At 62.6% G+C, this 24,924-nt stretch carries 18 protein-coding genes; 6 read left to right on the forward strand and 12 right to left on the reverse strand.

Annotated features, from left to right (window positions below; genetic code table 11):
• The first annotated feature begins 65 nt into the window (after positions 1-65).
• From ACP7D4_RS25540 to ACP7D4_RS25555, 4 genes are all read left to right on the forward strand, one after another.
• Positions 66-1,391: a TolC family protein gene (locus ACP7D4_RS25540; protein WP_426212092.1), complete on the forward strand. Its 1,326-nt coding sequence runs from the start codon at positions 66-68 to the stop codon at positions 1,389-1,391.
• A complete protein-coding gene (locus ACP7D4_RS25545; protein ID WP_426212094.1) occupies positions 1,388-2,569 on the forward strand; it encodes an efflux RND transporter periplasmic adaptor subunit in 1,182 nt (393 codons plus the stop codon). The genes ACP7D4_RS25540 and ACP7D4_RS25545 overlap by 4 nt, the downstream gene beginning before the upstream one ends.
• Complete coding sequence (locus ACP7D4_RS25550) at positions 2,569-5,793, forward strand: CusA/CzcA family heavy metal efflux RND transporter (RefSeq protein WP_426212096.1); 3,225 nt, start codon at positions 2,569-2,571, stop codon at positions 5,791-5,793. The genes ACP7D4_RS25545 and ACP7D4_RS25550 overlap by 1 nt, the downstream gene beginning before the upstream one ends.
• 149 nt (positions 5,794-5,942) lie before the next feature.
• Positions 5,943-7,025 carry a DMT family transporter gene (locus tag ACP7D4_RS25555; RefSeq protein ID WP_426212098.1) on the forward strand — a complete coding sequence of 361 codons (1,083 nt, stop codon included), beginning with the start codon at positions 5,943-5,945 and terminating at the stop codon, positions 7,023-7,025.
• Positions 7,026-7,201: 176 nt separating this feature from the next.
• Here ACP7D4_RS25555 and ACP7D4_RS25560 read toward each other — a convergent pair whose 3' ends face one another.
• The 9 genes from ACP7D4_RS25560 to ACP7D4_RS25600 form a co-directional block, all read right to left on the reverse strand.
• Positions 7,202-9,658, reverse strand: coding sequence for a heavy metal translocating P-type ATPase (locus ACP7D4_RS25560; protein ID WP_426212100.1), 2,457 nt, complete (start codon positions 9,656-9,658; stop codon positions 7,202-7,204).
• A 184-nt stretch (positions 9,659-9,842) separates the two neighbouring features.
• Positions 9,843-11,204 (reverse strand): hypothetical protein, encoded by a 1,362-nt coding sequence (locus ACP7D4_RS25565; RefSeq protein WP_426212102.1) that lies wholly within the window; start codon positions 11,202-11,204, stop codon positions 9,843-9,845.
• Between the two features lie 52 nt (positions 11,205-11,256).
• The gene (locus ACP7D4_RS25570) at positions 11,257-12,192 is read right to left on the reverse strand and encodes a copper resistance D family protein (RefSeq protein ID WP_426212103.1); all 936 of its coding nucleotides are present in this window, start codon (positions 12,190-12,192) and stop codon (positions 11,257-11,259) included.
• A 7-nt stretch (positions 12,193-12,199) separates the two neighbouring features.
• Positions 12,200-12,565 carry a copper resistance CopC family protein gene (locus tag ACP7D4_RS25575; protein WP_426212104.1) on the reverse strand — a complete coding sequence of 122 codons (366 nt, stop codon included), beginning with the start codon at positions 12,563-12,565 and terminating at the stop codon, positions 12,200-12,202.
• A gap of 64 nt (positions 12,566-12,629) precedes the next feature.
• Positions 12,630-12,995, reverse strand: a complete 366-nt coding sequence (locus tag ACP7D4_RS25580; RefSeq protein WP_426212106.1) for a copper-binding protein — start codon at positions 12,993-12,995, stop codon at positions 12,630-12,632.
• A gap of 39 nt (positions 12,996-13,034) precedes the next feature.
• Positions 13,035-14,414: a multicopper oxidase family protein gene (locus ACP7D4_RS25585; protein WP_426212108.1), complete on the reverse strand. Its 1,380-nt coding sequence runs from the start codon at positions 14,412-14,414 to the stop codon at positions 13,035-13,037.
• Positions 14,411-15,811 (reverse strand): TolC family protein, encoded by a 1,401-nt coding sequence (locus tag ACP7D4_RS25590; RefSeq protein WP_426212110.1) that lies wholly within the window; start codon positions 15,809-15,811, stop codon positions 14,411-14,413. Before ACP7D4_RS25590 ends, ACP7D4_RS25585 begins: the two co-directional genes overlap by 4 nt.
• Complete coding sequence (locus tag ACP7D4_RS25595; protein ID WP_426212112.1) at positions 15,808-16,437, reverse strand: hypothetical protein; 630 nt, start codon at positions 16,435-16,437, stop codon at positions 15,808-15,810. Before ACP7D4_RS25595 ends, ACP7D4_RS25590 begins: the two co-directional genes overlap by 4 nt.
• Positions 16,438-16,531: 94 nt before the next feature.
• Positions 16,532-16,948, reverse strand: a complete 417-nt coding sequence (locus ACP7D4_RS25600; protein ID WP_426212113.1) for a hypothetical protein — start codon at positions 16,946-16,948, stop codon at positions 16,532-16,534.
• 171 nt (positions 16,949-17,119) lie between these two features.
• On the opposite strand from ACP7D4_RS25600, the gene ACP7D4_RS25605 reads away from it, so the two are divergent.
• Both ACP7D4_RS25605 and ACP7D4_RS25610 read left to right on the forward strand, forming a co-directional pair.
• A complete protein-coding gene (locus ACP7D4_RS25605; protein ID WP_426212115.1) occupies positions 17,120-18,274 on the forward strand; it encodes an acyltransferase family protein in 1,155 nt (384 codons plus the stop codon).
• A 128-nt stretch (positions 18,275-18,402) separates the two neighbouring features.
• On the forward strand, positions 18,403-18,807 hold the full coding sequence (locus ACP7D4_RS25610) for a DUF305 domain-containing protein (RefSeq protein WP_426212116.1): 405 nt from the start codon (positions 18,403-18,405) through the stop codon (positions 18,805-18,807).
• Between the two features lie 18 nt (positions 18,808-18,825).
• Here ACP7D4_RS25610 and ACP7D4_RS25615 read toward each other — a convergent pair whose 3' ends face one another.
• Genes ACP7D4_RS25615 through ACP7D4_RS25625 form a run of 3 tightly spaced genes read right to left on the reverse strand, consistent with a single transcriptional unit; the run spans position 18,826 to position 24,736 of the window.
• Positions 18,826-21,963 (reverse strand): efflux RND transporter permease subunit, encoded by a 3,138-nt coding sequence (locus tag ACP7D4_RS25615; RefSeq protein WP_426212117.1) that lies wholly within the window; start codon positions 21,961-21,963, stop codon positions 18,826-18,828.
• Positions 21,960-23,450, reverse strand: a complete 1,491-nt coding sequence (locus ACP7D4_RS25620; protein WP_426212119.1) for an efflux RND transporter periplasmic adaptor subunit — start codon at positions 23,448-23,450, stop codon at positions 21,960-21,962. Before ACP7D4_RS25620 ends, ACP7D4_RS25615 begins: the two co-directional genes overlap by 4 nt.
• Entirely contained in the window at positions 23,447-24,736 is a 1,290-nt protein-coding gene (locus ACP7D4_RS25625; RefSeq protein WP_426212121.1) for a TolC family protein, read from the reverse strand. Before ACP7D4_RS25625 ends, ACP7D4_RS25620 begins: the two co-directional genes overlap by 4 nt.
• Positions 24,737-24,924: the final 188 nt, after the last annotated feature.

A 24,924-nucleotide genomic window follows, 5' to 3' on the forward strand; every position in this document is an offset into this window, starting at 1 on the left:
CGACCATTAGCTTGGCCGCGCCGCGCCCGCTGCACGTCATCTCATACAATCTGCAGGGGCTTTTCATGCACAAAATTTTTGACCGCTCACGCGCTTCGTCGCGCGGGCGTCTGTGGAACGCTAGCGTTCGCCAGACTGTTACCGCAATCGGCCTGCGGCGATTCCACCACCTTGCCGTGGCACTGCCCGTCTTGTTGGCCATGGCCACCAGCCAAGCCGCAGAAACGCCATCCTTCAAAACCCTGCTTCAGCGCGCGCAAACGAGCGCGCCGCAATTGCTCGAACAGGCCGCCGACATGCGCGCCGCTGGCGCCGATGTCCGTCAAGCCGCCGCCTGGCTCAATCCCACGTTGAACGCAACGGCCGAGAACCTGGGCGCGCCCGCTGCCGGCGGGGTCAGCCAGCGGCAGGATACCTATGCAGTCACCCAGGTTTTCGAACTCGGCGGCAAGCGTGCCGCGCGCATCGAGGCCGAACAGCGCAAGTTCGAAGCCGCCGGCGCCCGCGAACGGCATGCGCGCCTGGCGTTCGCCGGTCAGCTCGCGCTCGCCTACGCGACAGCTGAAGCGATGCAGCAGCGCAAAGAGGTCGCCGACGCGGAAGCCACCCGGGCGGACGACGACCTACGCGCGGCGCAAGCTTTGGTAAAAGCCGGCCGGGAAGCCGACTTGCGCGCGGCGCAGGCCCGCGCCAGCGCCGCCGCCGCACACGCGGCGGCCGAATCGGGCGCCGCCGATGCCATCGAGGCGCTGGAGCGCCTGTCCGCCCTGGTCGGCGCCAGCACGCCGTTCACCCGTATCGACCATCCGTTCCTGGCAACCGTTGCCGCGACACCAGCACTTGCGGACTGGACGCCACAGCGCGCGCCTGCCCTCGCGGCGGCCGTCGCCGAACACGACGCCATGCGCGCGCAGGTGCGGATGGCGCAAAAGAAAGCGATGCCAGACCTTGGCGTGACCGTCGGCATGCGCCGCTTCACCTGGTCCAGCGACAAGGCGGCGACCGTCGGTCTGTCGGCCAGCATTGCCCTGTTCGACCGTAACCAGCACGGCGTCGAAGCGGCAAGGGAACGGGCCACAAGTGCGGCCATGCGCGCCGAAGCTGCGCGCCTGGAAACCCTCGCCCTGCATCGGTCAGCCATGGCGCAGGCACAGGCGTCGGACCGGCGCCTTCAGGCCGCCGAGCAGGGCGAGGCAGCCGCTTCCGACGCTTACCGGCTTGGCAGAGTCGGGTATGACGCCGGCAAGACCGCACTGGTGGAGCTGTTGGCAATCCGGCGCGCCTTGTCGGAAGCGAAGGCGCTCACGATCGAGGCCCGCCTGGCCCGCGTGCGCGCGCTGGCCGCCCTTTCCATGGCCGAAGGCCGCAACGTATTTGGAGATACACCATGATCGAACATGCACGCTTTAAGAACTGGCCCGTCATCGCAAGCGCCGCCGCCATCGCCGCTGCACTGGGGTTTGGCGCCGCCCGTATGCTGCCAGCAAAAATTCAGGCCGCGGCAACGCCGCCCTCGGCGCCGGTCGCGCCGCAGCCGGCGGCGGCCGGTCGTAGTGATGCAGTTGAGGTAAACATCCCGGCCGACTATCTGACAGCCGCCAGGATTGCGGTCGAACCCGTCAGCACCGGTGGACTTCAAGCGGAAATCCTGTCCGCCGGAACGGTGGTGGCGCCACCCAATAGCGAGGCGGCAATTTTCGCACGCGCGTCCGGCAGCATCACGCGCATTCATCGCCAACTGGGCGACACGGTTCGCGCGGGAGAGGCGCTGGCGCAAGTGGAAAGCCTGGAAGCGGCTACCATGGCCGCCGAGCGCAACGTGGCGAACGCCAAGGTCGATCTCGCCCGCAAGACTTTCGTGCGCGAAAATAGTTTGTTTTCCCAAGGGGTGACCGCGCGCCAGGAAATGGAAGCGGCGCAATCGGCGCTGGCCGTGGCGCTGGCCGAGGCCCAGCGCGCTTCGTCGGTGGCGACGGCAGCGCATGTGAGCGCTAACGGCAAGTCGGTGTCCGTGGTTAGTCCGATCGCAGGCCGGATCACGGCGCAAACGGCCACAATGGGCGGCTACGTCCAGCCGCAGACCGAATTGTTCCGGGTCGCCGGCGCGGCCCGCTTGCAGGTCGAGGCTGCGCTGCCCGCGGCCGACATCGGCCGTGTCGCCATCGGCGACCGGGCCACCATCATTGCCGCAAGCGGCAGCCCGGTGCCCGCAACCGTACGCTCGGTTACGCCCACCGTAAGCGGCAGTACCCGTTCCGCCACCGTGGTGCTGATCCCGGTGTCGGCGGCGGGTCAACTGATTTCGGGCGAAGGGGTCCAGGCCCGGCTGCATGTGAAGAATGGCGGCGCTGGCATGGTGGTGCCGGAGGATGCGGTCCAGAACGTGGACGGGCATGATGTGTTGTTCGTGCGCACCAAGGATGGCTTTCGCGTCCAGCCGGTGCTGGTCGGCACCCGCAGCGGCGGCGTGGCGCAGATCGTCTCGGGCGTGTCCGCCGGCGAGCTGGTCGCCACCCGCAACGCCTTCCTGGTCAAGGCCGACATGATCAAGAGCGCAAAGGACGAATGATGATCGACTCCATCCTTACCGGCTCGGTACGGGGGCGTTGGCTGATGCTGTTCCTGACGCTGGTCGTAGCGCTCGTCGGTGCCTGGCAGCTCAATGTGCTGCCGATCGACGTGACCCCGGACATCACCAACAAACAAGTCCAGATCAATACCGTGGTGCCGACCCTGAGCCCGGTCGAAATCGAAAAACGCGTCACGTTTCCGATCGAGACCGCCCTTGCCGGCCTCGACGGCGTGGAAAACGTTCGCTCGTTTTCGCGCAACGGCTTTAGCCAGGTCACCGCGATCTTCAAGGAAAGCGCCGACCTGTACTTCATGCGCCAGCAGGTAGCCGAGCGCCTGGCGCGCGCGCGGCCGGACTTGCCGGCCGATGCGGCGCCGCAGATGGGCCCAATATCCACCGGTTTGGGCGAAGTCTTCCACTACAGTGTCGAGTTCACCCATCCCGACGGCAAGGGCGCGCCGCGCAAAGAAGGTCAAGCGGGCTGGCAGAGCGACGCCAGCTTTCTCACCGACCAGGGCGAACGCCTGATCGATAACGTTGCCAAGGTCGCCTACCTGCGTACGGTACAGGACTGGATCATCCGGCCCCAGCTGCGCACCCTGCCCGGCGTGGCAGACGTCGACTCGCTGGGCGGTTATGTGAAGCAATACGTGGTTGAACCGGATCCGGCGAAAATGGCAGCGCTAGGCATTTCCTTTGCCGAGCTCGCGCGCGCGCTGGAGGAGGCAAACGTGTCGGTCGGCGCCAACTACATTCGCCGCTCCGGCGAATCCTACCTGGTGCGAGCAGACGGGCGCATCCGCACCGGCGATGAAATTGCGAGCGCGGTGGTGAGCACCCGCGCCGGCGTTCCCGTGACGGTCGCGCAAGTGGCGGCGGTCAATGTAGGGGGCGAGCTGCGCGCAGGCGCTGCCAGCCGGGATGGCTACGAAACCGTCGTCGGCAGCGCACTGATGCTGGTAGGCGCCAACAGCCGGACCGTCGCCCATGCTGTAGGCGAAAAATTGAAAGCGGTTGGCAAGACGCTGCCCGAGGGCATTACGGTAGTGCCAACGCTGGACCGCTCGCAACTGGTCCTGGCGACCATTTCGACAGTTGCCAAGAACTTGGCGGAAGGTGCGCTACTGGTGGTCGTCATCCTGTTCGCGCTGCTGGGCAACTGGCGCGCCGCGCTGATCGCGGCACTGGTCATTCCCCTGTCGCTCCTGATGAGCGCAATTGGGATGAATGCGCTCGGCATTTCCGGCAATCTGATGAGCCTGGGCGCGCTGGACTTCGGTCTGATCATCGACGGCGCCGTCATCATCGTCGAAAATACACTGCGCCGGCTGGCCGAGCGCCAGCATCATGAGCGCCGGACCCTGGTGCTCAAGGAGCGGCTGGAGGAAGTGGTGGCGTCCTCGCGCGAGATGCTGCGCCCGACCATTTATGGCCAGCTGGTGATCCTGCTGGTATTCCTGCCGTGCCTGACGTTCCAGGGCGTCGAGGGCAAGATGTTCTCGCCGATGGTGATCACCCTGATGCTGGCCCTGGCCTCTGCCTTCGTGCTGTCGCTGACGTTCGTGCCGGCGCTGATCGCGGTGATGATGAACGGCCCTGTGGCCGAGCAGGAAGTCAAAGTCATCGTGGCCACCAAACGCGGCTACGAACCATGGCTGCGGCGTGCGGTCGCGCGCCCGCTGCCGTTCATCGGCGCCGGCCTGGTGGTCCTGGTGCTGGCCGCGGTCGCGTTTTCTTTCGTGGGACGGGAATTCATGCCAACCCTGGATGAGCAAAACCTGAATCTGTCGTCGGTGCGTATTCCTTCGACATCGATCGACCAGTCGCTGGCGCTCGACCTGCCGCTTGAACGCGCCGTGCTGACGCTGCCGGAAGTAAAGACCGTGTATTCGAAGGCCGGCACGGCCAGCCTTGCCGCCGATCCGATGCCGCCCAATGCGTCGGACAACTACATCATCCTGAAGCCGAAGAACGAATGGCCGGCGGGGGTGACGACCAAGGAGCAGGTCATCGAGCGGATCCGTGCCAAGACGGCTAACCTGGTCGGCAACAACTATGACGTGACCCAGCCCATTGAAATGCGCTTCAACGAACTGATCGGCGGGGTCCGCAGCGATGTCGCGGTCAAGATCTATGGTGACGACCTGGACCGGATGGCTGTCGACGCCCGGGCCGTTGCGGCGGTGCTGCGCAAGATCCCCGGGGCCGCCGACGTGCGGGTGGCGCAGACGGAAGGCTTTCCGACCTTCGACATTGCGTTCGACCGCGCCGCCATCGCGCGCTACGGCTTGACCGTCCGGGAAGTGGCCGATACGGTCTCGACCGCTCTGGCGGGCCGCGAGGCGGGACAGATTTTCGAGGGTGACCGCCGTTTCGACATTGTCGTGCGCCTGCCGACCGCGCTGCGCAACAACGTCGATGAACTGGGCGCCCTGCCGGTGATGTTGCCGGCCGTCGGCGAGCAACTGCGCGCCTCGATACCGCTGCGCCAGCTGGTCCAGTTCCGCTTCACGCAAGGACTCAATGAAGTGAGCCGGGACAACGGCAAGCGCCGCATCTATGTTGAGGCGAACGTCGTCGGTCGCGACCTTGGCGGCTACGTCGATGAAGCCCAGGCACGCCTCGCAAACGAGATCAGACTCGCACCTGGCTCGTGGATGGCATGGGGCGGGCAATTTCAGAACCTGCGCGCCGCTACCGAGCGCCTGGCGATCATCGTTCCGCTATGCTTCATCCTGATCTCAGCGGCGCTGTACATGGCAATAGGCAATGCCATGCTGACTGCCACCGTCCTCACAGCCGTGCCGCTGGCACTGGCTGGCGGCGTATTTGCCCTTGTGCTGCGCGGAATGCCGTTTTCCATCTCGGCGGCAGTTGGCTTCATTGCCGTGTCGGGCGTGGCGGTGCTCAACGGTCTGGTGTTGATCTCGGCCATCAACAAGCGTCTGGCAGACGGCATCGATGCCGCCACCGCCGTGATCGACGGCGCAATGGAGCGCTTGCGTCCGGTACTGATGACGGCGCTGGTGGCGTCGCTCGGCTTCGTGCCGATGGCGATCGCGACCGGCACCGGCGCCGAAGTGCAGAAACCGCTGGCGACCGTGGTCATCGGCGGCCTGATCACTTCCACCATTTTGACGCTGTTCATCCTGCCGGCCATCAGCGGCATGGTGCTGCGCCGCCGGCAAGGCGCGCATGCACGGGTGACGCTCCCGGCATAACGGGCTTGGCAACAAGCTATTTTGTCGTAAAGTAACACGTTGGCAACCGCGACTTGCTGCACTTGCAAGGCGGTTGCCGTCCCGCTATCGGCACGGGCGAATTCAGGCAAAGCCTGCCGGTTCGCCCGGCATGAATATTTAGAAATTTTATGGACAAGACCGACATTAAAGAACCCGCCCTCCACAAGGGCGTGGTGTACGCACTGCTGGCGGCCGCCCTGTTTGGCGCCAGTACCCCCTTCTCCAAGACGCTGGTCGGTCATGTGGCCCCCGTGGCGTTGGCGGGCTTGCTATACCTGGGCAGCGGCGTTGGCCTGCTGGCCTGTTACCTGGTTCGCGCCCTGATTCAGCGCGGCGACCAGGACAAGCCGGTGGCGCTCACCGCACCTGACTTGCCCTGGCTGGGCGGCGCCATCGCCGCCGGCGGCGTGGCCGGGCCGGTGCTATTGATGATCGGGTTGACGTTGACGCCCGCTTCGGCGGCCTCCTTGCTGCTCAATATGGAAGGCGTGCTGACTGCGATGCTGGCCTGGTTCGTTTTCAAGGAAAATTTCGACCGCCGCATCTTTCTTGGCATGCTGCTGATCGTCGTGGCCGGCGCGCTGCTTTCTTGGGAGCAGATTCCCGTGCTGGGCGTGCCATGGGGTGCGCTGGCCATCATTGGCGCCTGCCTGTGCTGGGCGATCGACAATAATCTGACACGCAAGGTCTCGGCCAGCGACCCGCTGCAAATCGCCGGCGTCAAGGGCTTGGTGGCAGGCTCGGTCAATCTTGCGATTGCGCTGGCGATGGGTCTGTCGATGCCGGAAACGCGCACGGTGCTGATGGCCGGCCTGGTCGGCTTTTGCGGCTATGGCTTGAGCCTGGTCATGTTCGTACTGGCGTTGCGCCATCTTGGTACCGCGCGCACCGGTGCCTATTTCTCGGCGGCGCCCTTTGTCGGCGCGGCGATCTCGCTGGTCATGCTGGGAGATGCACCAGGGCCATTGTTTTGGTTCGCTGCCGCACTGATGGGTGGCGGCATTTGGCTGCACTTGACTGAAACCCATGAACACGCGCATACACATGCACCGCTGGCCCACGCGCATGAACACAGTCACGACAGCCACCACCAGCATGAGCACGATTTCGACTGGGATGGCAAGGAACCGCACGCGCACCCGCATGTGCATGCGCCGCTCACGCACGTTCACGCGCATTATCCGGATATCCATCACCGGCACGATCACTAGCGCGCGATCTGCGGTTGCCCCGACGCCTGAACAAAACCGATGTCAATTGAACTGCAGCTTCGCCAGCTTCTCCGTTCCCCGGGGTGGGTGCCATGTCCGTATGCCCGTTGATTCGATACTCCATCAGAGTCGGTCGTGCAAATCAAGGGCCAAGTGCGTGGTAATGAGAAGTGCATTTATCTGAGCCGCAAGGCATTGGTAATGACTGAAACCGAGCTCATACTCATCGCCACCGCAGCAATCATCGGCGACAGCAGCCACCCGGTGAGGGAATACAGAACCCCGGCCGCGACTGGTATGCCAAGCGCGTTGTAGACCAGGGCGAACATCAAGTTCTGCTTCATGTTGCGTACCGTCGCCACCGAAATCAGGCGCGCCGTGGCAATGCCGCGCAGGTCCCCCTTGATCAGGGTCACCTGAGCGCTGTTCATGGCGACATCGGTGCCGGTCCCCATGGCGATTCCAACGTCGGCCTTGGCCAAGGCAGGCGCGTCGTTGATGCCGTCCCCGGCCATCGCCACCACGCGCCCCTCCCCTTGCAGCCTGGCCACCAGGACCAATTTGTCGGCCGGCTTGACTTCACCGTAGACCTCATCAATACCGAGGCGTTTGGCCACGGCCTTGGCCGTCGTGATGCCGTCCCCGGTTGCCATCACCACGCGAATGCCGGCCGCCCTCAGTGTCTCCAGCGCCTCGGCCGTGCTGGCCTTGATCGGATCGGACACGGCCAGCAGGCCTGCCAGCCGGCCATCAATGGCCAGATGCATGACACTGGCGCCTTCGCCCCGCAGCCGCTCGGCATCGGGGCGCAGGGGAGAAACGTCCACGCCTGCCTCCTCCATCAAGGCGGTATTGCCCAATGCCAGCGCCTGCCCGCCTACCGTGCCGCGCACGCCGATGCCGCTGCCCGACTCGAACGTAGCAGGCTTGTCGAGCACGAGCTGGCGCGCACGTGCGGCGCGCACGATCGCATCGGCCAACGGGTGTTCGCTGCCCTGGTCCAGGCTGGCGGCAAGCCGCAAGACATCTTGCTCGGCAAATCCAGGCGCTGCGATGACGCAGTCGAAGGCAGGCTTGCCCTCAGTAAGCGTGCCGGTCTTGTCGACGATGATGGTGTCGACTTCGCGCAGCTTTTCGATCGCGGCGGCATCGCGAAACAGTACGCCGCTGGTAGCTGCCTTGCCGGTGGCAACCATGATCGACATCGGGGTTGCCAGCCCCAGCGCGCAAGGGCAGGCAATAATCAGCACCGCCACCGCATTGATGAGGCCAAACACCCAGCTCGGTTCAGGTCCGAACAGGCCCCAGGCAACAAAGGTAGTGAGCGCAATGAGGATGACGCTGACGACGAAGTACCCGGCCACCACGTCGGCCATGCGCTGCATGGGTGCCTTTGACCGCTGTGCGGCCGCGACCATCTGGACGATCTGGGCCAGCATGGTCTGGGACCCCACCTTTTCAGAGCGCATTACGAGCGCGCCACTGGTGTTGAGCGTGGCCCCGATCAACTTGTCGCCTGAGCGCTTGCTTACCGGAATTGGCTCCCCGGTCAGCATCGACTCGTCAACCGCGCTACTGCCCTCGGTAACGACGCCGTCGACCGGGACTTTTTCGCCTGGACGGATGCGCAGCAGGTCGCCCACGTGAACGTTGCTGATCGGTACATCCTCTTCGGTGCCGTCAGCACGAATCCGGCGCGCCGTTTTCGGTGCCAGCCCCAGCAGGGACTTGATCGCGGCCGAGGTCTGCGAGCGCGCCTTCAATTCCAGCATCTGACCGAGCAAGGTCAGGGAGATGATGACGGCCGCCGCTTCGTAATAGACGCCGATGCGTCCCATTGACATGAAGGAGGTGGGAAACGCCTGCGGCGCGACGGTGGCTGCCACGCTGTACAGAAACGCAGCGCCGGTTCCCAGCCCGATCAGCGTCCACATGTTCGGGCTGCGATGGATGAGCGACTGTGCCCCGCGCACGAAGAACGGCCAACCGGCCCACAGGACGATCGGCAACGAGAGGGACAATTCAATCCAGCTCTGAGGGCCGGGCTGAAACAGTCCCAACTGATGGCCGAACATGGCCAGCACGGTGACGACGACCGTGAGCGGCAAGGTCCACCAGAAGCGCCGGGTAAAGTCCTTTAGTTCAACGTTTTCTTCGGCGTCGAGCTCCGGGATGACCGGCTCGAGCGTCATCCCGCATTTCGGGCAGTTGCCTGGATGGTCCTGGCGAATTTCCGGGTGCATCGGACACGTGTAGAGAGCCGCGCCTGGTGCAACATCGAGGGCTGCAATCGGCGTGGCGGTGCTCGCTGCGGGGCTTCGTTCAGCCTGAACCCCAGCCGTTGCAGCGATCAGCGTCATGCCGCACTTGGGGCAGCTGCCGGGGGTGTTTTGGCGCACCTCCGGATGCATAGGACACGCATAAACCACTTCAGCGTTCGTCGCCGCCATAGCGGTACTGGCCGGCGCCGCTTGTCCAGCGAGGTATCGGGCAGGCTCGGCATCGAATGCGCCTTGGCATTTTGCGCTGCAAAAGTGTTGCGTAACGCCTTCGTGCAATGATGAATAGGGTCCCTGGGCGTCAACCGCCATGCCGCAGACGGGATCGCGTAACTTCGAGTTTGCGTTAATCATTTTTTTCCCGTCTAGTTGGCACACCGAGCGTTTAGATTGATGCGCGTTCTCACTGTAGTCGGACACGCCTCGCGCGAACTTTGATGCATATCAAATTTGGCAAAACGACATCTGCCGAGCGATGGAAGGCGCCGCTCATCGCGTATCCGGACGCGTCCTTCGGATTTTCGTCAGCCGCCCTGCCCTATTCTTGCGCAACAGCCAGGCAGGCAGTTCCGCACGGCGTGCCCGGCGTGGGCAAGCGATAGACCGGCGCAAAACCGCCGCCGGGAGTACGGAAGTTCGTCGTCTGGCCCTGGTACACACGCGCTGCTGTCCATTGAACCTCGCCCGCATAGGCGTACAGCCTGATATCGAACTTGAGCGTTTCCGGCTCTTGGCGGCTTCCGCTCACGCGCTGGCCGGGGGCCATGACTTGTTGCGCGACGTAGTCGCCTTTCAAGATGTCTTCCCACACACGCTTTGTTAACTTGTCTCCGCGGTATGCTGCGCGCCCGCCGAATCCGGCTGTGGGCTTGAAGAAAAGCCGGCGGCGCTGCTGCCAGAGCCGGTCGGCGTCGGCGGGATCGACTATTTCTGTGGGCAGTAACGCGTCCAGCAAAATCTCTTGAACAGGCAGGGGGACAGCCATCGCCTCGAGCGCACCCCTGTTGCTCAAGATCGTGAGATTGCGTTTGTCGGCGTACAAGGCATGCGCCTGTGGATGAGGTGTCAGCACAACTGCGCCTTCGAGATAGGCCTCGCGCAACTGCCCATTTACCGCATCGTCGAGCATGAAATCCGTCAGGCGGTTATACACCATATCGATCGGCTGCTCCGCATGCCATAAAGTGCCATCCCGAAAACTCAACGACGCAGGATCGGCAATCACGGCACGTACGCCATGCCGCTCGAACAACTGTTGGAAGAGGATGAATTCCGGGTAAAGGTATTGAGCTTCAGGCGCCACATCGACAATCGCGATGGACGTTAGCGGCCTGCCGCGCTTGCAGCGCTCCCATTCGGCCAGGAACATCGCCATGATGGCTGATTCGAACTTCGGTCCGGAGACCGCAGCATCGGCAAGTTGGGCGGAATCGATCGAGCATGCGCGATGCGCCCGCGCCATGACGGCGTTGAGCAGCGCACCGCCTGCATTGGTATTTATCTCAATCAGGCCGATCGCCTCGCCAGCGAGATGAAAGTCGTAGCCGAAAAACACGCCGCGCGCTCCGCCGGGATCGTGGCGGGCGATTGGCAGCGCTGTCGAAAATACCCGTTTCCGGTAGGCCGGCATGCCGATGACAAATTCCAAGGCCTGGACGGCCGCGTCCATCTTCTGGCGCTGCTTTTCCGAGACGAACACCGGCATGGCAGAAAACAGGAACGGGCACCGTTCCTCTACCAGCGCAACCATGTCTGTCGAGCCGAACTGCGCCTCTAGCGCTGCGCGCAACTCTTTCTGGTCCAGGCTAATGCAAAAACACCCGGAATTCATGCGTTCCTCGTCCGACGGCGTCACCGCAGTATCGACAATCTCCGGCGGCAAGCCACTAGTTTTATTCACAGGTTTTCCTCTTGGTGGTAGTTCGGTGCAACGGTGGCACAGTTTTCCTATGCTATGCCGCAGTTGGAGGCGATGTTGCGCTGAGCACGGCCGCAGCGACAAGAACGCCCAGCAAGACCACAGCTTCGATGCGCAGGACAGAAGTGAAGCGTCCGAGTTCTGCCGACGTTTGCTGGCCTGGATTACGCAATCGGGCAAGCAGCGACGGCATGACGATAAAGCGATTGAAGGTGCCCAATAACACCGCAAGCACGACCATTCCCAACTTGACAGTCAGCGCGGTGCCGTACGAATTGCCCGCCAGGCCGGCGACACTGCCAAGGTTGTGCCATGCGCTAAAAAGGCCGGTCATAAAAATGCCGCCCAGCGCGAACGTAGCCGATGTCGACAGATTCTCGATGTACCTCGCCATGTCGGCCCGATCGGCCTCTTGCACCGCTGCTTGTTGCCGCAGCGTCAGCAGACCCGAAACAAAAACTTCTCCGACCCAGACGCTGATCAGGCATAGGTGAATCCAGTCGGCCGCCATGGCGGCGTTAAAGTCGCCGTTGGCCGAAGCGTGACTGACCATACTGCGGGAATACAAAAACACCGCCAGCGCCAACAGGCTCAATGACATTCCCGTTCGCCTCCATTGACCTGCCGGCAGCACTTCCGCCAGAATCCCAGCGGCGAGCAATGCCCCCATGCCGATGCGCCATGCGAACCCGAAATGGCTTTCCGTAAGCATGGTACGCGCATGCTCGCCGGCCTCCAACAGCGGAACTTCTGCCATGGCAGCGGAAACAAACAGCAGCAGCATGCCCAGCGCGATGATCGCCGCAGCGATGGCGCTCAGGCGCGCGCGGCGAACGCTGCACAATTGCGCAGAACACCAGGCCGAGGCCCCATTGGCAAGCCATAGCCAAGCCAGCGTGGCGCCCACGGCAATGGCTAGCGCCAGGTTCAGCAGCACGGTGGCGACGGTGATCGCCAGTTGCAGGTCCATGGCCATGCTATTTGACCTTGAAGCGATATTCCCCCTTCGCCTTGTGACCGTCGTGCGTCATGGTCGACCAGCGCACCAGGTACGGTCCGGATTTGAGCAAGGGAAGCTGCGCAGACATGGACTTCGCATCGTTCTTGTCGATCGCGATCCTGGGGAGCGAGATTGCCACATTTCTAGCATCGAGCAGCGCAATCTTGCTGAAAGCGGGCTCGAGTTTCTCATTGAAATGCAGGGTGATTTCCTTCGGCGCCGCCGCCAGTTCGCTGTCCGCCCGCGGCTCGGCAGCTTCGATTTTCGCGTGCGCTTGCGCGGCCGTTGCCGCCAGACTGCCGCCGAACACTGCGACCGCGACAACAATATTCTTGCTAATCATGGTGTCTCCTCCTTTGTGTGATCGGGTATGCCACTGCCGCCCCCTCGTGACTCTCTGCGGCTACTTACTTTGAAGCTTCCAACTGTGTCAAGGTCAAGCTGCCATTGACTTTTTCAGCGACAAAATGAATATTGTCGCCAACCTGCACGCTGTCAAGCATCGTCGGGTCCTTTACTTTGAACACCATGGTCATCCCTGGCATGGACAGGTTCACCAAGGGACCGTGCTGGATTGTGATCTTGCCCGCCGGCTTGTCAATCTTCTTGACTTCGCCTGTGGATGTTTTTCCTGGAATCGCAGGCGCGCCGGCAGCGTCAGGCTTCGCAGATTGCTGCCCATCTTGCGCCTGTGCGGAGAAAGCCGAGGAGAGGCCTCCCAGAAGGGCTGCCGCGGTCAACGTGATCTGGATGGATGTCATACGCATTTTCATATTTTCGCTAGAAGTTTGAATCGATTTGAGCGGATTGTCTTAGTGGCTGCTGTGACCACTGCCCTTCTTTATATTGATCACAGTGTCGCCGCTGGCCGGGGGCCTGGATCGATCCGGTGCACTTGCCGCTGCCGGCATCTCACCCGTCCATTCGACGGCAAGACTGCCTTTCGGGTGGCGGTACCAACCCGGGTCCTTGTAGTTGTTGCGGGCCAGTCCTTCGCGCACCTTGACCGTCGTAAACATCCCACCCATGTCTATCTTGCCGAAGGGACCGTCGCCCGACATCATCGGCAAGGTATTTTCCGGCAAGGGCATTTCCATGCCGCCCATCGATCCGCCCTTGTCGCCCATGACCATGTAATCAGGCACCAGATCATGAATCGTTTTTGCCACGCCTCGATGGTCAACGCCGATCATGGTGGGCACTGAATGGCCCATGGCATTCATGGTGTGATGCGATTTGTGGCAATGGAAGGCCCAGTCGCCCGGGTTGTCGGCGATGAATTCGATTGCCCGCATCTGCCCGACGCCAATGTCAGTTGTCACCTCGGGCCAGCGCGCCGATGGGCGCACCCACCCACCATCGGTGCCGGTCACTTCGAACCGATGGCCGTGCAGATGCAGGGGGTGGTTAGTCATGCTGAGGTTGCCTGCGCGAATCCGCACCCGGTCACCCTTGCGTACCACCATGGGATCGATCCCGGGAAAGACGCGGCTGTTGAAAGTCCACAGATTTTGGTCGAGCATGGTATTCACCCTTGGGGTGTACGAGCCGGGTTCGATATCGTAAGCATTGAGCAGAAACACGAAATCGCGATCGACGGCGTGCTCTGCTGGATCCTTTGGATGGGTTACCCAAAAACCCATCATCCCCATCGCCATTTGCACCATCTCGTCGGCATGCGGGTGATACATAAAGGTGCCCGCGTGGCGCGCCACGAATTCGTACATGAACGTTTTGCCCGGCTCAATGCCGCTCTGCGTGAGCCCCGTGACGCCATCCATGCCGTTTGGCAGAATCTGTCCATGCCAATGCATGCTGGTATGCTCGGGCAGCTTGTTGGTGACAAATAGACGGACCCGGTCGCCTTCCACGACTTCGATCGTCGGCCCCGGGCTTTGCCCGTTGTAGCCCCACATATTGGCCTTCATGCCGGGTGCTATTTCGCGCACCACCGGCTCGGCCACCAGGTGAAATTCCTTGACGCCATCTTTCATCCGCCATGGCAGCGACCAGCCATTGAGGGTCACCACGGGATGGTAGGGTCGCCCGTTCGGCGGCGCGAGCGGTGCCATGGTCTCCGCTGATTCCCGGATGGCCGCTTCGGGCAGCGAGGCGGCGCCAGCCTTGCCCACCGCGGCGGCGCCGGCCAGGATCACGCTCGCGCTACCAAGGAAATTTCTACGTGTCGTCATTGCTTGCTTCCTTGGTTCAAGTCTGCAGGTGCTTCCGGCAGGCGGCCGCCGAGCGCTGCTTCCATGTCAGCCTGTGCCAACCAAAATTCTTTTAGCGCATCAATGTAACTGTTGACCGCTGAGGCTTGTTCGCGCGCATCAGCGAGCAACTCGAAGACACTGACGAGCATGCCGTTGTAACGCAGCAAGGTCTCGTCCGACACTTTCTTCCGCAGCGGGATGACCTCGTCACGATAATGCTGCGCCAGGTCGTAAGCGTTGCGGTAGCCAAGATAGCTTTCGCGTGCTTCGCTGCGCGCGTCGATCGCGGTTTGGGCGACCTTGTGCACCGATTGCATATAGATCGCTTCGGCCCGCGACACGCGCGATGTGCCCCAGTCGAACAGCGGCAGTTCCAGCGAAATTGCATACCCGCGGGCGCGCGGCTTGCCGGCATCTGAATTGTTGACATAGCCAAGGTCAAAAACATTCACCAAACGGGTTGTCTTGGCAAGACCGAGTGACGCCGCCGTCTGGGCCGCCTCGCTCTTCGCAGCCTGGATATCGAAGCGGTCGCGCATGGCAATCTGCTCTACATCGTCGCGCACCGCCGGCGCTGCGGGCAGGTCGGGTAGACGGCTGGGCAGCATGAACGTTGTATTTTTTCCCCAAAGGCCCATAAGCCGCGTCAACTTTTCCCGCGTCGCCACGGTGCGCTGGAGCGCGCGCCCCACAGCCCCAGTCGTTTCTGCATAAAACGCTTGCTCGCGCGCAAGGTCCAGCTGACTCGCATTGCCAACCTGCGCCATCCGGCCCGTCAGTTCAGAGCTCGCTTGCGCCGACCGGCTCACTTGGCGGGCGTAGTCCAATCCCTGCACGGCAGCAACCGCCTCGATATGGGCCCGCCGCGTTTGCACAGCAACGGCCAGCATCCGGTTCGCCACGGACATACGTGCTTCCTCGAAGCGCCTGCCTTCGATGCGTTTGGCCAGCGGCATCGTCAGCATGCTGACCAGGCTGAAGGTCAGCGAGCGGTCGATGGCGACGTCGCCCCCGGCCGAGGTGCGCTGCAATGCAAAGGAGGGATTTCGCAGCCTTCCCGCCTGCACCAGATCGGCTTGCGCGATCCCGACATTCAGGTACGTTGCCTGCAGTGAGCGGTTGTTCAGCAGCGCTATCTGCACGGCATCATCTGCGTTCAAGGCGCGGGTCAGCTTCTCGTTGATGCTTGCGGCCAGGGCACGCTGATCGGTATCGCTGCGAACCATGCGTGCCTCCATGCCCAGGTGCGACTTGGCAAGTTCGGAAACAGGGCCAAAGCCGCCGTCCGGCGTGACGCTAGAGCAACCGGCGGCGAGAATTGACAACAGCCCGAGCACACCTGCGCTGCGGCTAAATCCGAAAAAATGGGCTGTCATTTTTTCTCCTTAACGGCATGGCCGGCATGCGGGTCTGGCACCGCAGCCGGCACTGCGTTCCCTGCATGCGAACCCGGCGCTGAGGGCGGCATCACATGTCCGGCATGCGAGTCACGCTCGCCGGTGTCTGGCCTGACGTGGCCGGCATGCAGGTCTGCTGGCTTATTCGCCGTTTCGTGCCCGGCATGCAGGTCAGGCGGCTTTACTGCCGGGGTCATGGGAACCTGCGGGGCCGCCTTTGTTGGCCTCCGGTGCGCTGCGTGGGGATCGGACGCGGGCGTCGATGGCCCAGCATGAGGATCGGACTGCGTTACCGCAACCGGGGGCGCTGGATTTGCACGCGTTGGCCCCGCATCGTCAGGATGCGTCACCGTCATCGTCAGCGACATGGCGTCAAATGAACCGACTGTACGGTTCGCTTCCTTCCAGGTGTCCGGCGGCGATCGGTCGGGCGCCGTCGCATTCTTCTTGGGCAAGAAACTCTCGTATTGGTTTGGCGCGACCGTCGCGCCGGGGTCTGATGGATCTGGCCGCACTGCTGATTGCCCCACCGCTGCCGCGCTGGACGCGGCAATGCAGGCAACAAGCGCGACTTGGCCGTAAAAGTGCTTTGCTTTGTTCTTCATATTTTCTCGCCGAATATGCGCCGCTCACAAAGTACCGAATCAGGAACTCTGGTCGCGAAGGAATATTGCCGTTCGTAAAGGACGAACGGTCCGTTCAGGAGCGGCGTGCCTGAGGGGGGCGTTCGGGGAGTGCGAGATCGACGGCAGCGACGAAGCCGAGGTCAAAGGAGCTGGAAAAGAACTGCTGCGTTTCTAACTGGATGCGGTTGACATCCGAGGACGCGATCGCAGCGCCGACATGGCAACTCGCACATGAGTTGCACTTGGTATCGGCGTGATGACCGGATTTATCTGTAGCCGAGTCGTCACCCGGTGCTCCAGCCATCTCTGCACAGTGTTCGGATTGGTCACCCGTCAAGCCGGTCCCGACGTCGGCCTCTGGCGCGGCGGCGCGTGCGAAAGCGGGCGAAGACAATGGCGCGCACACAAGCATGGTCGCTGCAGCGAAGCCTTGAAAAGGCACAGCCAACAGCAATAACCAGACCAGCAGCGATTTAAGAAATGTTTTCACGCGCCGATTCTAGCACAGGCATATTTTCCCGTGCGCCGGGCTTTGATCCGACAATCTTGGACGGCCTGAACGCATCGCCGGTGACCGATTGACTCATGTCAGTGATACAAGCGAACAGGGGGTTAGGATCAACGAGGCGCATCCTGCGCGTGACTGACAACGGCGGAAAACATGATCCGGATAAAGCTTCTTTCGAGAACAAATCTTAGCGAAGACTATGCTCATTCGCTTCTCATGTCGCTGTTGCGCGGTCTTGCGGCTCTCCAAGTTGCCGCTGCGCATTTGCGCGCTCAAGTGTACCCGGGTTATTCGTTTGTTGCCGATCCCGGCGCAGCATTTAAGGGCCTCGCGTTTCTCAGCGGCTTTGCGCACCAGGCGGTCGTTGTGTTTTTTCTCCTGAGCGGCTGGCTGGTCGGCGGCAGCCTGCTCAACAAAAGCACACGCGCAGGTGCATTCAGAGATTATGCGATCGACCGGATGACCCGGCTCTGGATCGTTCTCGTGCCCACTTTCATTCTTATACTCGGAATCGGAATACTGACAGCGCAGGTCGATCCCCGTGTCGCCAGCATTGCATCTGGTAACGAATACTCGGCAACAGCTTTTTTTGGCAACCTTGTCGGCCTCCAAAAAATAACAGTGCCTACCTTCGGGGGCAATTTCCCGCTGTGGAGTTTGTCGAACGAGACATGGTATTACGTCCTATTCCCTCTGCTCGTGATCGCCATGGGAACGAAGTCAAGCTTGTATCGCGCTGCAGCGACAGTTGCAGCAGCCAGCCTGGCCTGGTGGCTGAACGGTCCAATTCTGCTTTACTTCGCCATTTGGCTTCTCGGCGCCGCAGGCTCGCGGATCGAACTGCAAACCGGTGTCCTTGTGCGGTGGATCCTGGCCTTGGCGTTTGCTGCTGTTGCAGTGTTTTTGCGCATGAACGGGAAATACGACGACATGGGGTTTGAGTCCTTCTTGCCAGATTTACTGTTCAGCATCCTTTTCATTCTGTTCTTAACGAGCATGCAAGTCAGGCTGACGCCGGGCCGCCGGATGACCACCATTGCAACACGTACCGCCAAGTTTTTTGCCAATTTTTCCTTCACGCTCTATGTGATCCACGTTCCGCTGATTGGACTGGCCGGTTTCCTGTTCCCCTCTTTGGCCCACAACCGGCTCATACCCAACAATACGTCACACCTGTTGGCCTACCTTGGCGTGCTTGGCGCCATCGTCGTTGTCGCGTACCTTTTTCATCTCCCGTTCGAGGCCAATACCCAGCGCCTTCGAACCCGATTGAAATCGACTTCCCTCCCGGCCAGATCAGCCGCTTGATGGGATAAGTCGCGCTGCGTGTGGCAGCGAACGGTCACGCAAGCATGTGTGCTGTCAAATTAGTACACTCAGGTCGCAATGGGTGCAGCGCACCCGACCTATCTATTCATCACACAACCGGAGTCCCTATGAAACTGCCACAGACCTGCTTGAAAACCGCCTTGGCATTGGCTTGTACCGCCATTCTGGCCATGCCTGCCGTCGCGACGGCGCAAGCGAGTGCTCCATCCGCCCACCTTCATGCCATGCCGCCGGCTGGCGGCTCCACGGCCGTGGCCCCGGATTTGATGGCCGCGATGCAGAAAATGCACACCGAAATGGAAGCGATGAAAATGTCCGGCGACATGGACCATGATTTCGCGATGATGATGCGCGGCCACCACCAAGGCGCAATCGACATGGCCAAGCTTGAACTTGCACATGGCAAAGACAAGCAAATCAAGCAAATGGCGCAGAAAATGATCGCCGATCAGACCAAGGAGATCGCCAGGCTCGACAAATGGATGGCGCAGCACATGGACATGAAAAAATAAGCCAGCTGGCGGCCATGGTCAAGTCGCGTGACGGCGCATGCGCGCCCGGCACAGCATCATGTACACCGCCGGCACCACGAACATGGACAACAGGGGTGCCGTAATCATGCCCCCCACCATCGGGGCGGCGATCCGCTGCATGACTTCCGACCCGGTGCCGGCGCCGATCATGATCGGCACCAAGCCGGCGATGATGACTGCCACCGTCATGGCCTTGGGCCGCACCCGCAGCACCGCGCCTTCCCGGATCGCATCGATCAGGTCCGCGTCGCTCCCCTTGCCTGCCGCCAGGCGGGCCTGCCACGCATTTTTCAGGTACAGCAGCATGATCACGCCGAACTCGGCCGACACGCCCGCCAGCGCGATGACGCCGACGCCGCTCGCCACCGAAACATGATGTCCCAACAGCCACAGCAGCCAGACACCGCCGGCCAGGGCGAACGGCAAGGTGGCCATGATCAGCGCCGCTTCGTCCAGGCGCCCGAAGGTCAGGTACAGCAGCACGAAAATGATGGCCAGCGTGGCCGGCACGACGACCTTGAGCCTGGCGTTGGCGCGTTCGAGGTACTCGAACTGGCCCGACCAGGACACCGAATAGCCGGCCGGCAGGCGCACTTGCTGCGCCACGGCGCGCTGCATGTCGCGCACCGCCGAACTGAGGTCGCGCCCGGCAATGTCGATGTAGACCCAGCCGGAAAGGCGTCCATTTTCGCTCTTGAGCATGGGCGGGCCGTCGCTGATGCCGATCGCAGACACGTCGCCCAGCCTGATCTGCGCCCCGCGCTCGGTGAGTACTGGCAGTTCGCGCAGCTTTTGCACCGAGTCGCGCACTTCACGCGGATAGCGCACATTGATCGGGAAGCGCTGCAGGCCTTCCACCGTTTCACCCACATTGTCGCCGCCGATCGCGCTGGCAACCACGCTTTGGACGTCGGCGATGTTCATGCCGAAGCGCGCGGCGGCCTCGCGGTCGATCTTGATATCGACGTAGCGCCCGCCGTTAAGGCGCTCGGCCAGCGAGGACGACACCCCGCGCACCTGGCGCGTCACGCGTTCGATCTGCTGCGTAATGCGGTCGATCTCCAACAGATCAGTCCCCGCCACTTTCACGCCGACCGGACTCTTGATGCCTGTGGCGAGCATGTCGATCCGGTTGCGGATCGGCGGCACCCAGATGTTCGACAGGCCCGGCACCTTGACGATGCGATCCAGTTCGGCGATCAGCTTGTCGCTCGTCATTTCCGCGCGCCACACGTCGCGCGGCTTGAACTGGATGGTGGTCTCGAACATCTCGAGCGGCGCGGGATCGGTGGCCGATTCCGCCCTGCCGGCCTTGCCGAACACGCTTTGTACCTCCGGCACGGTCTTGATCAGGCGATCGGTCTGCTGCAGCAGTTCGGCGACCTTGCCGGCCCCGATCCCGGGCAGGGCCGACGGCATGTACAGCACGTCACCCTCGTCCAGCGGCGGCATGAATTCGCCCCCCAGCCGCGTCATGGGCCAGATCGTCGCCAGGGCCAGCAGTGAAGCGATGGCAAGCGTGGACTTCGGGTGCCGCAGCACGATTTCCAGAAGCAGACGGTAAACGGCGATCAAGCCTCGGTTGAGGGGGTTTTTCTGCTCGTTGGGGATACGCCCGCGGATCAGGTAGCCCATCAACACGGGAATGAGCGTGACGGCCAGCCCCGCCGCGGCAGCCATAGCGTAGGTCTTGGTAAAAGCAAGCGGTGCAAACAGGCGGCCTTCCTGCGCTTCGAGCGTGAATACGGGAATGAACGAGAGCACGATGATCAGCAAGGAAAAGAACAGGGCCGGCCCCACTTCCGTGGCGGCGTCGCCGATCACGCGCCAGTGCTCCTCGCCGTCGAGCTTGCGGTCAGGATGGGCGTGATGCCACGCCTCGATGTGCTTGTGGGCGTTTTCGATCATCACCACCGCCGCATCGACCATGGCGCCAATGGCGATGGCGATGCCGCCCAGCGACATGATGTTGGCATTCACGCCCTGGTAGTGCATGACGATGAAAGCGGCAAGTATCCCAAGCGGCAGTGACACGATCGCAACCAGTGCTGAACGGATGTGAAACAGGAAGATGGCGCACACCAGTGCCACGACAATGAATTCCTCGACCAGTTTTTCTTGCAGGTTCGAGACGGCGCGCTTGATCAATAGCGAGCGGTCGTAGACCGGCACGATCTCGACCCCGGCCGGCAGTCCCGGTTTCAAGCTGGCCAGCTTGTCCTTCACGGCGGCGATGGTTTCCAGAGCATTCTTCCCGGATCGCATGACAATGACGCCGCCGGCGACTTCGCCTTCGCCATTCAACTCGGCGATCCCGCGCCGCATTTCCGGCCCCAACTGAACGCGCGCCACGTCGCCCAGCTTGACCGACACCCCTGCCTCGGTCGTGCTCAATGGGATCTTGCGAAAGTCGTCCACCGTCTGCAGGTATCCGGAAGCGCGCACCATGTATTCGGCCTCGCCCAGTTCAAGGAGCGCGCCGCCCGTTTCCTGGTTGGCGCCCTTGATGGCGGCGATGACCTTGGCATGCGAGACGCCAAACGCGCGTAACTGGTCCGGATCGAGCACTACCTGGTACTGGCGCACCATGCCGCCAATGCTGGCCACTTCCGACACATTGGGCACCGCCTTCAGCTCGAACTTGAGGAACCAGTCCTGCAAGGCGCGCAACTGGGACAAATCCATCTTGCCGCTACGGTCGACCAAGGCGTACTCGTAGATCCAGCCCACGCCCGTGGCATCGGGGCCGAGCGAGGCACGGGCCTGAACAGGCAGGCGCGACTGAACCTGGTTCAAGTACTCCAGCACCCGCGAACGGGCCCAGTATGGATCGGTGCCGTCTTCGAACAGAATGTAGACGAACGAGTCGCCGAAGAAGGAATAGCCGCGCACGGTTTTGGCGCCAGGCACTGACAGCATCGTCGTGGTCAATGGATAGGTGACCTGGTTCTCGACGATCTGCGGCGCTTGCCCGGGAAAACTGGTGCGGATGATGACCTGCACGTCGGACAGGTCAGGCAACGCATCGAGCGGCGTCTTTGACAGCGACCAGGCGCCCCAGGCCGCCATCATGACGGCGGCGAGCAGTACCAGGAAGCGGTTGACGATGGACCAGCGAATCAGGCGCGCGATCACTTGGTTTCTCCGTTTGCCGTGGCTGGCGCGAGCGTGACGATCGTGAACGCGCCATCCTCGCCCTTCGTGAAACTGAACGCCACGCGGTCCCCCACCTTGACACCAGCTGGCATACCGCCTGCGGGCGCCTTGAAACCCATCGTCATGGCACTCCATTGCAAGCTTGCCACGGCACCGTGTGAAATGGTGATTTCACCGCTGTCGATTTTTTCGATTTTCCCCACGGCGTGGTGCACGGGCGTGGCCGGCAATGCCACAGGCGTCTCTGCCATGCGCGAGACCGCGCCGCGCAGGCTCGCTTCCGAGTCGATCAGGAACTGACCTGACAGCACGACCTTTTGTCCCTCCTGCAAACCGGTGCGGATCTCGGTGTTGTCGCCGGCTTCGGCGCCGGTCTCCACCTCGACCGGGGCAAAGCCGCCACCGCCCAGCGCGACGATCACGACGCTGCGGCGCCCGGTCTTGATCACCGCTTCAGACGGCACCAGCAGTACCGCGCCCGTGCCGGCTTGCTTGAAGGTCAGGTTGGCAAACATGCCTGGCACCAGCTGGCGGCCGGGATTGGCCAGTTCGATCCGCGCCTTTAAGGTGCGCGTGGCCAGGTTCACTTCAGGCAGCAACGCGCTGACTTTTCCGGCAAACACCTGGCCTTTCAGTGCAGGGATGCGCGCTTCCACAGCCGCCCCAAGCCGTACCGCCCCTGCGCCCGCTTCCGGCACTTCGGCGTTGACCCAGACGCTGGCGACGCCGTTGATACGAAACAGCGGCGTGCCAGCAGCCACCGTCATGCCGTCGCGCACCAGCAGCTCGGCAACCACCCCATCGACCGGGGCGTGGATCGTCATGCGCGACTGCACTTTGCCGCTGGCCTCGACCTGCCGAACCTGTCCGGCATCCATGCCGGCCAACAGCATGCGCTGCCTGGCAGCGCTGGTCAGGCCGTCGGTGGCTGCGCCCGGAATGCGGCGCGTTGCCAGGTATTCCTCCTGCGCGGCAACCCAGTCGGGCACGAAAAGTTCAACCAGCGGCTGCCCTTTACGCACCGGGTCGAGCGCAGCACGTACATGCAGGCGTTCCACGTAGCCGCCGCTGCGCGCCTGCACCAGGACCATGTCGCGCTCGTTGTAGGCGACGCTGCCAACGGCCGACATGGCCGCCATGATGGGCCGGCGCACGACGGCGCCGGTGCGCACACCCAGGTTTTGCTGCATGCGCGCTCCGATGGCAACTTGACCGTCGTCGCCCGCGCCTTCGGCATACACTGGCACCAGCGGCATGTCCATGAAGGGCGATTTGCCGGGCTTGTCGAAACGCTGGCCTGGCGCCATCGGGTCTTGCCAATACAGTGGTGTCTTTCCGGGAACGGCCGTGGTTGCCGTTGCGGCACCGTTGATGCCGGCCCTCTTTCCGGCCAGGTAGAACAATGTGCCGGCAACGGCCAACAGCGTGCCTACCAGCAGAAAGATAATCACGTTTTTGGTCTTCATTTCGACATTTCCTTCACGCCGTGCGGGAACAGGAAGTGCAATTGGGCCCACAGGCGGGCCGTTGCCATGCGCAGTTCCAGCGCCTGGGCGCGAACTGCGGTCTCCTCGCGCTGGGCGGCAAGCACCTCGCTCAGGGTGGCCTTGCCGCCGCGATAGGCGGCCATCGCAGCCGACACGCGTTCCATGGCCAGCGGCTGCAGTTCGCGTTCAAAGCGCGCGATCCGTTCGCGGCCATTGTTCCATTCCTCGATCATCACGCGCGTCTCTACCACGTGAGAGCGTTGTGCTTCCTCCCGTTCGGCCAGGGCCTGGCCGGCCAGGGCGACACGGGCCGCCACTTCGCGGTCCTGCCGGTTGCGGCGGTCCCACTGCACGGGCAAGGATGCGCCGATCGACACCATGCTGGCATACGCCGGTCCGCGCTGCTGGAACGCCAGCTCGACCGTCCAATCGCTCTTGCGGGCGGCCTCTGCGCTGCGCACTTCGGCTCGCGCCGCGTCCAGGCGCCGGTCCAGCACGCCCAATTGCGGATGGTGCGCCAACTGGGAATCGAGCGCGGCCAGGTCGAGCGGGATGGTGTCGAGCATGGGCAGTTGCGCCAGCGGCCGGGCAGCCGCCGCGCCGACCCAGCGCGCCAGAACGCTGGTGGCACTGGTGCTGCGGCGCGCCGTCTCGCTTGCGCGGTCCTGCGCCATGGCCAGCGCACTGCGCGCGGCCAGCACGTCCGCCAAGCTGCCTTTGCCACCGCGATAGACGCCTTCGCTTGCAACGATTGCATGCTGTGCCTGCACTACTTGGGCGGCGGCGTTGCGCACGAGTTCTTGCAGGAAATAACTGTCCAGCCACGCGATCGCGGTATCGCGTTCGATGACGGCGGCAGCGGCCGCTTTTTCGGACAGGGACGTATCTGCTCGGCGCTGGTAGGCATCGGCGCGGCGCTCGCGCTTGTCGGTTCCTGTCAGTTCCTGCATGACGGCAATCCGACGCATGGTCATGAAGTCGTTGGACAGGGAAAACCGGTCGGGCCCCGAGGCGGGCACATTGTCAACGCCGAACTTGACTACCGGATCAGGCAACTGGCGCGCGGCAACTGCCATCTCGCGCGACGCGACAACCGCCGCATCCATGCCGGACAGCTGGCGCGAGCGCCCTACTGCTAGTTGCACTGATTGTTCCAGACCGAGAGGCTCGCTGGCAGCGGGCGCCGCTGGCGGCAGCGCGCACAGCAGCAAGGTGAAAGCTAGCGCGAGGCGATGACGCCTCGGCATGAAATTTGTGAAAAACATGATATCTCCGGATAGCATTGGACAGCACGCACAACGACTTGTCGTTGCGGAGTTGGACTAAGCAATCAGGGTGACTGTTCAGCCCCTATGACCGGCAGAAATTAGTTGTAAACAATTGTGATCGCGTTCATCATGCTGGCATGGCAACGAAACCTTCTTCTCCCGACCTGACTGGACTGTCCCACGAA

Source organism: Massilia sp. TWP1-3-3 (genome assembly GCF_049897805.1).
In the GTDB taxonomy this organism is placed as follows: Bacteria; Pseudomonadota; Gammaproteobacteria; order Burkholderiales; family Burkholderiaceae_D; genus Telluria_A.

Coding starts and splice junctions, on each gene's coding strand:
- ACP7D4_RS25540 (WP_426212092.1), top strand. CDS start 66: ATGCACAAAATTTTTGACCGCTCACGCGCTTCGTCGCGCGGGCGTCTG.
- ACP7D4_RS25545 (WP_426212094.1), top strand. CDS start 1,388: ATGATCGAACATGCACGCTTTAAGAACTGGCCCGTCATCGCAAGCGCC.
- ACP7D4_RS25550 (WP_426212096.1), top strand. CDS start 2,569: ATGATCGACTCCATCCTTACCGGCTCGGTACGGGGGCGTTGGCTGATG.
- ACP7D4_RS25555 (WP_426212098.1), top strand. CDS start 5,943: ATGGACAAGACCGACATTAAAGAACCCGCCCTCCACAAGGGCGTGGTG.
- ACP7D4_RS25560 (WP_426212100.1), bottom strand. CDS start 9,658: ATGATTAACGCAAACTCGAAGTTACGCGATCCCGTCTGCGGCATGGCG.
- ACP7D4_RS25570 (WP_426212103.1), bottom strand. CDS start 12,192: ATGGACCTGCAACTGGCGATCACCGTCGCCACCGTGCTGCTGAACCTG.
- ACP7D4_RS25575 (WP_426212104.1), bottom strand. CDS start 12,565: ATGATTAGCAAGAATATTGTTGTCGCGGTCGCAGTGTTCGGCGGCAGT.
- ACP7D4_RS25580 (WP_426212106.1), bottom strand. CDS start 12,995: ATGAAAATGCGTATGACATCCATCCAGATCACGTTGACCGCGGCAGCC.
- ACP7D4_RS25585 (WP_426212108.1), bottom strand. CDS start 14,414: ATGACGACACGTAGAAATTTCCTTGGTAGCGCGAGCGTGATCCTGGCC.
- ACP7D4_RS25590 (WP_426212110.1), bottom strand. CDS start 15,811: ATGACAGCCCATTTTTTCGGATTTAGCCGCAGCGCAGGTGTGCTCGGG.
- ACP7D4_RS25595 (WP_426212112.1), bottom strand. CDS start 16,437: ATGAAGAACAAAGCAAAGCACTTTTACGGCCAAGTCGCGCTTGTTGCC.
- ACP7D4_RS25605 (WP_426212115.1), top strand. CDS start 17,120: ATGATCCGGATAAAGCTTCTTTCGAGAACAAATCTTAGCGAAGACTAT.
- ACP7D4_RS25610 (WP_426212116.1), top strand. CDS start 18,403: ATGAAACTGCCACAGACCTGCTTGAAAACCGCCTTGGCATTGGCTTGT.
- ACP7D4_RS25620 (WP_426212119.1), bottom strand. CDS start 23,450: ATGAAGACCAAAAACGTGATTATCTTTCTGCTGGTAGGCACGCTGTTG.
- ACP7D4_RS25625 (WP_426212121.1), bottom strand. CDS start 24,736: ATGTTTTTCACAAATTTCATGCCGAGGCGTCATCGCCTCGCGCTAGCT.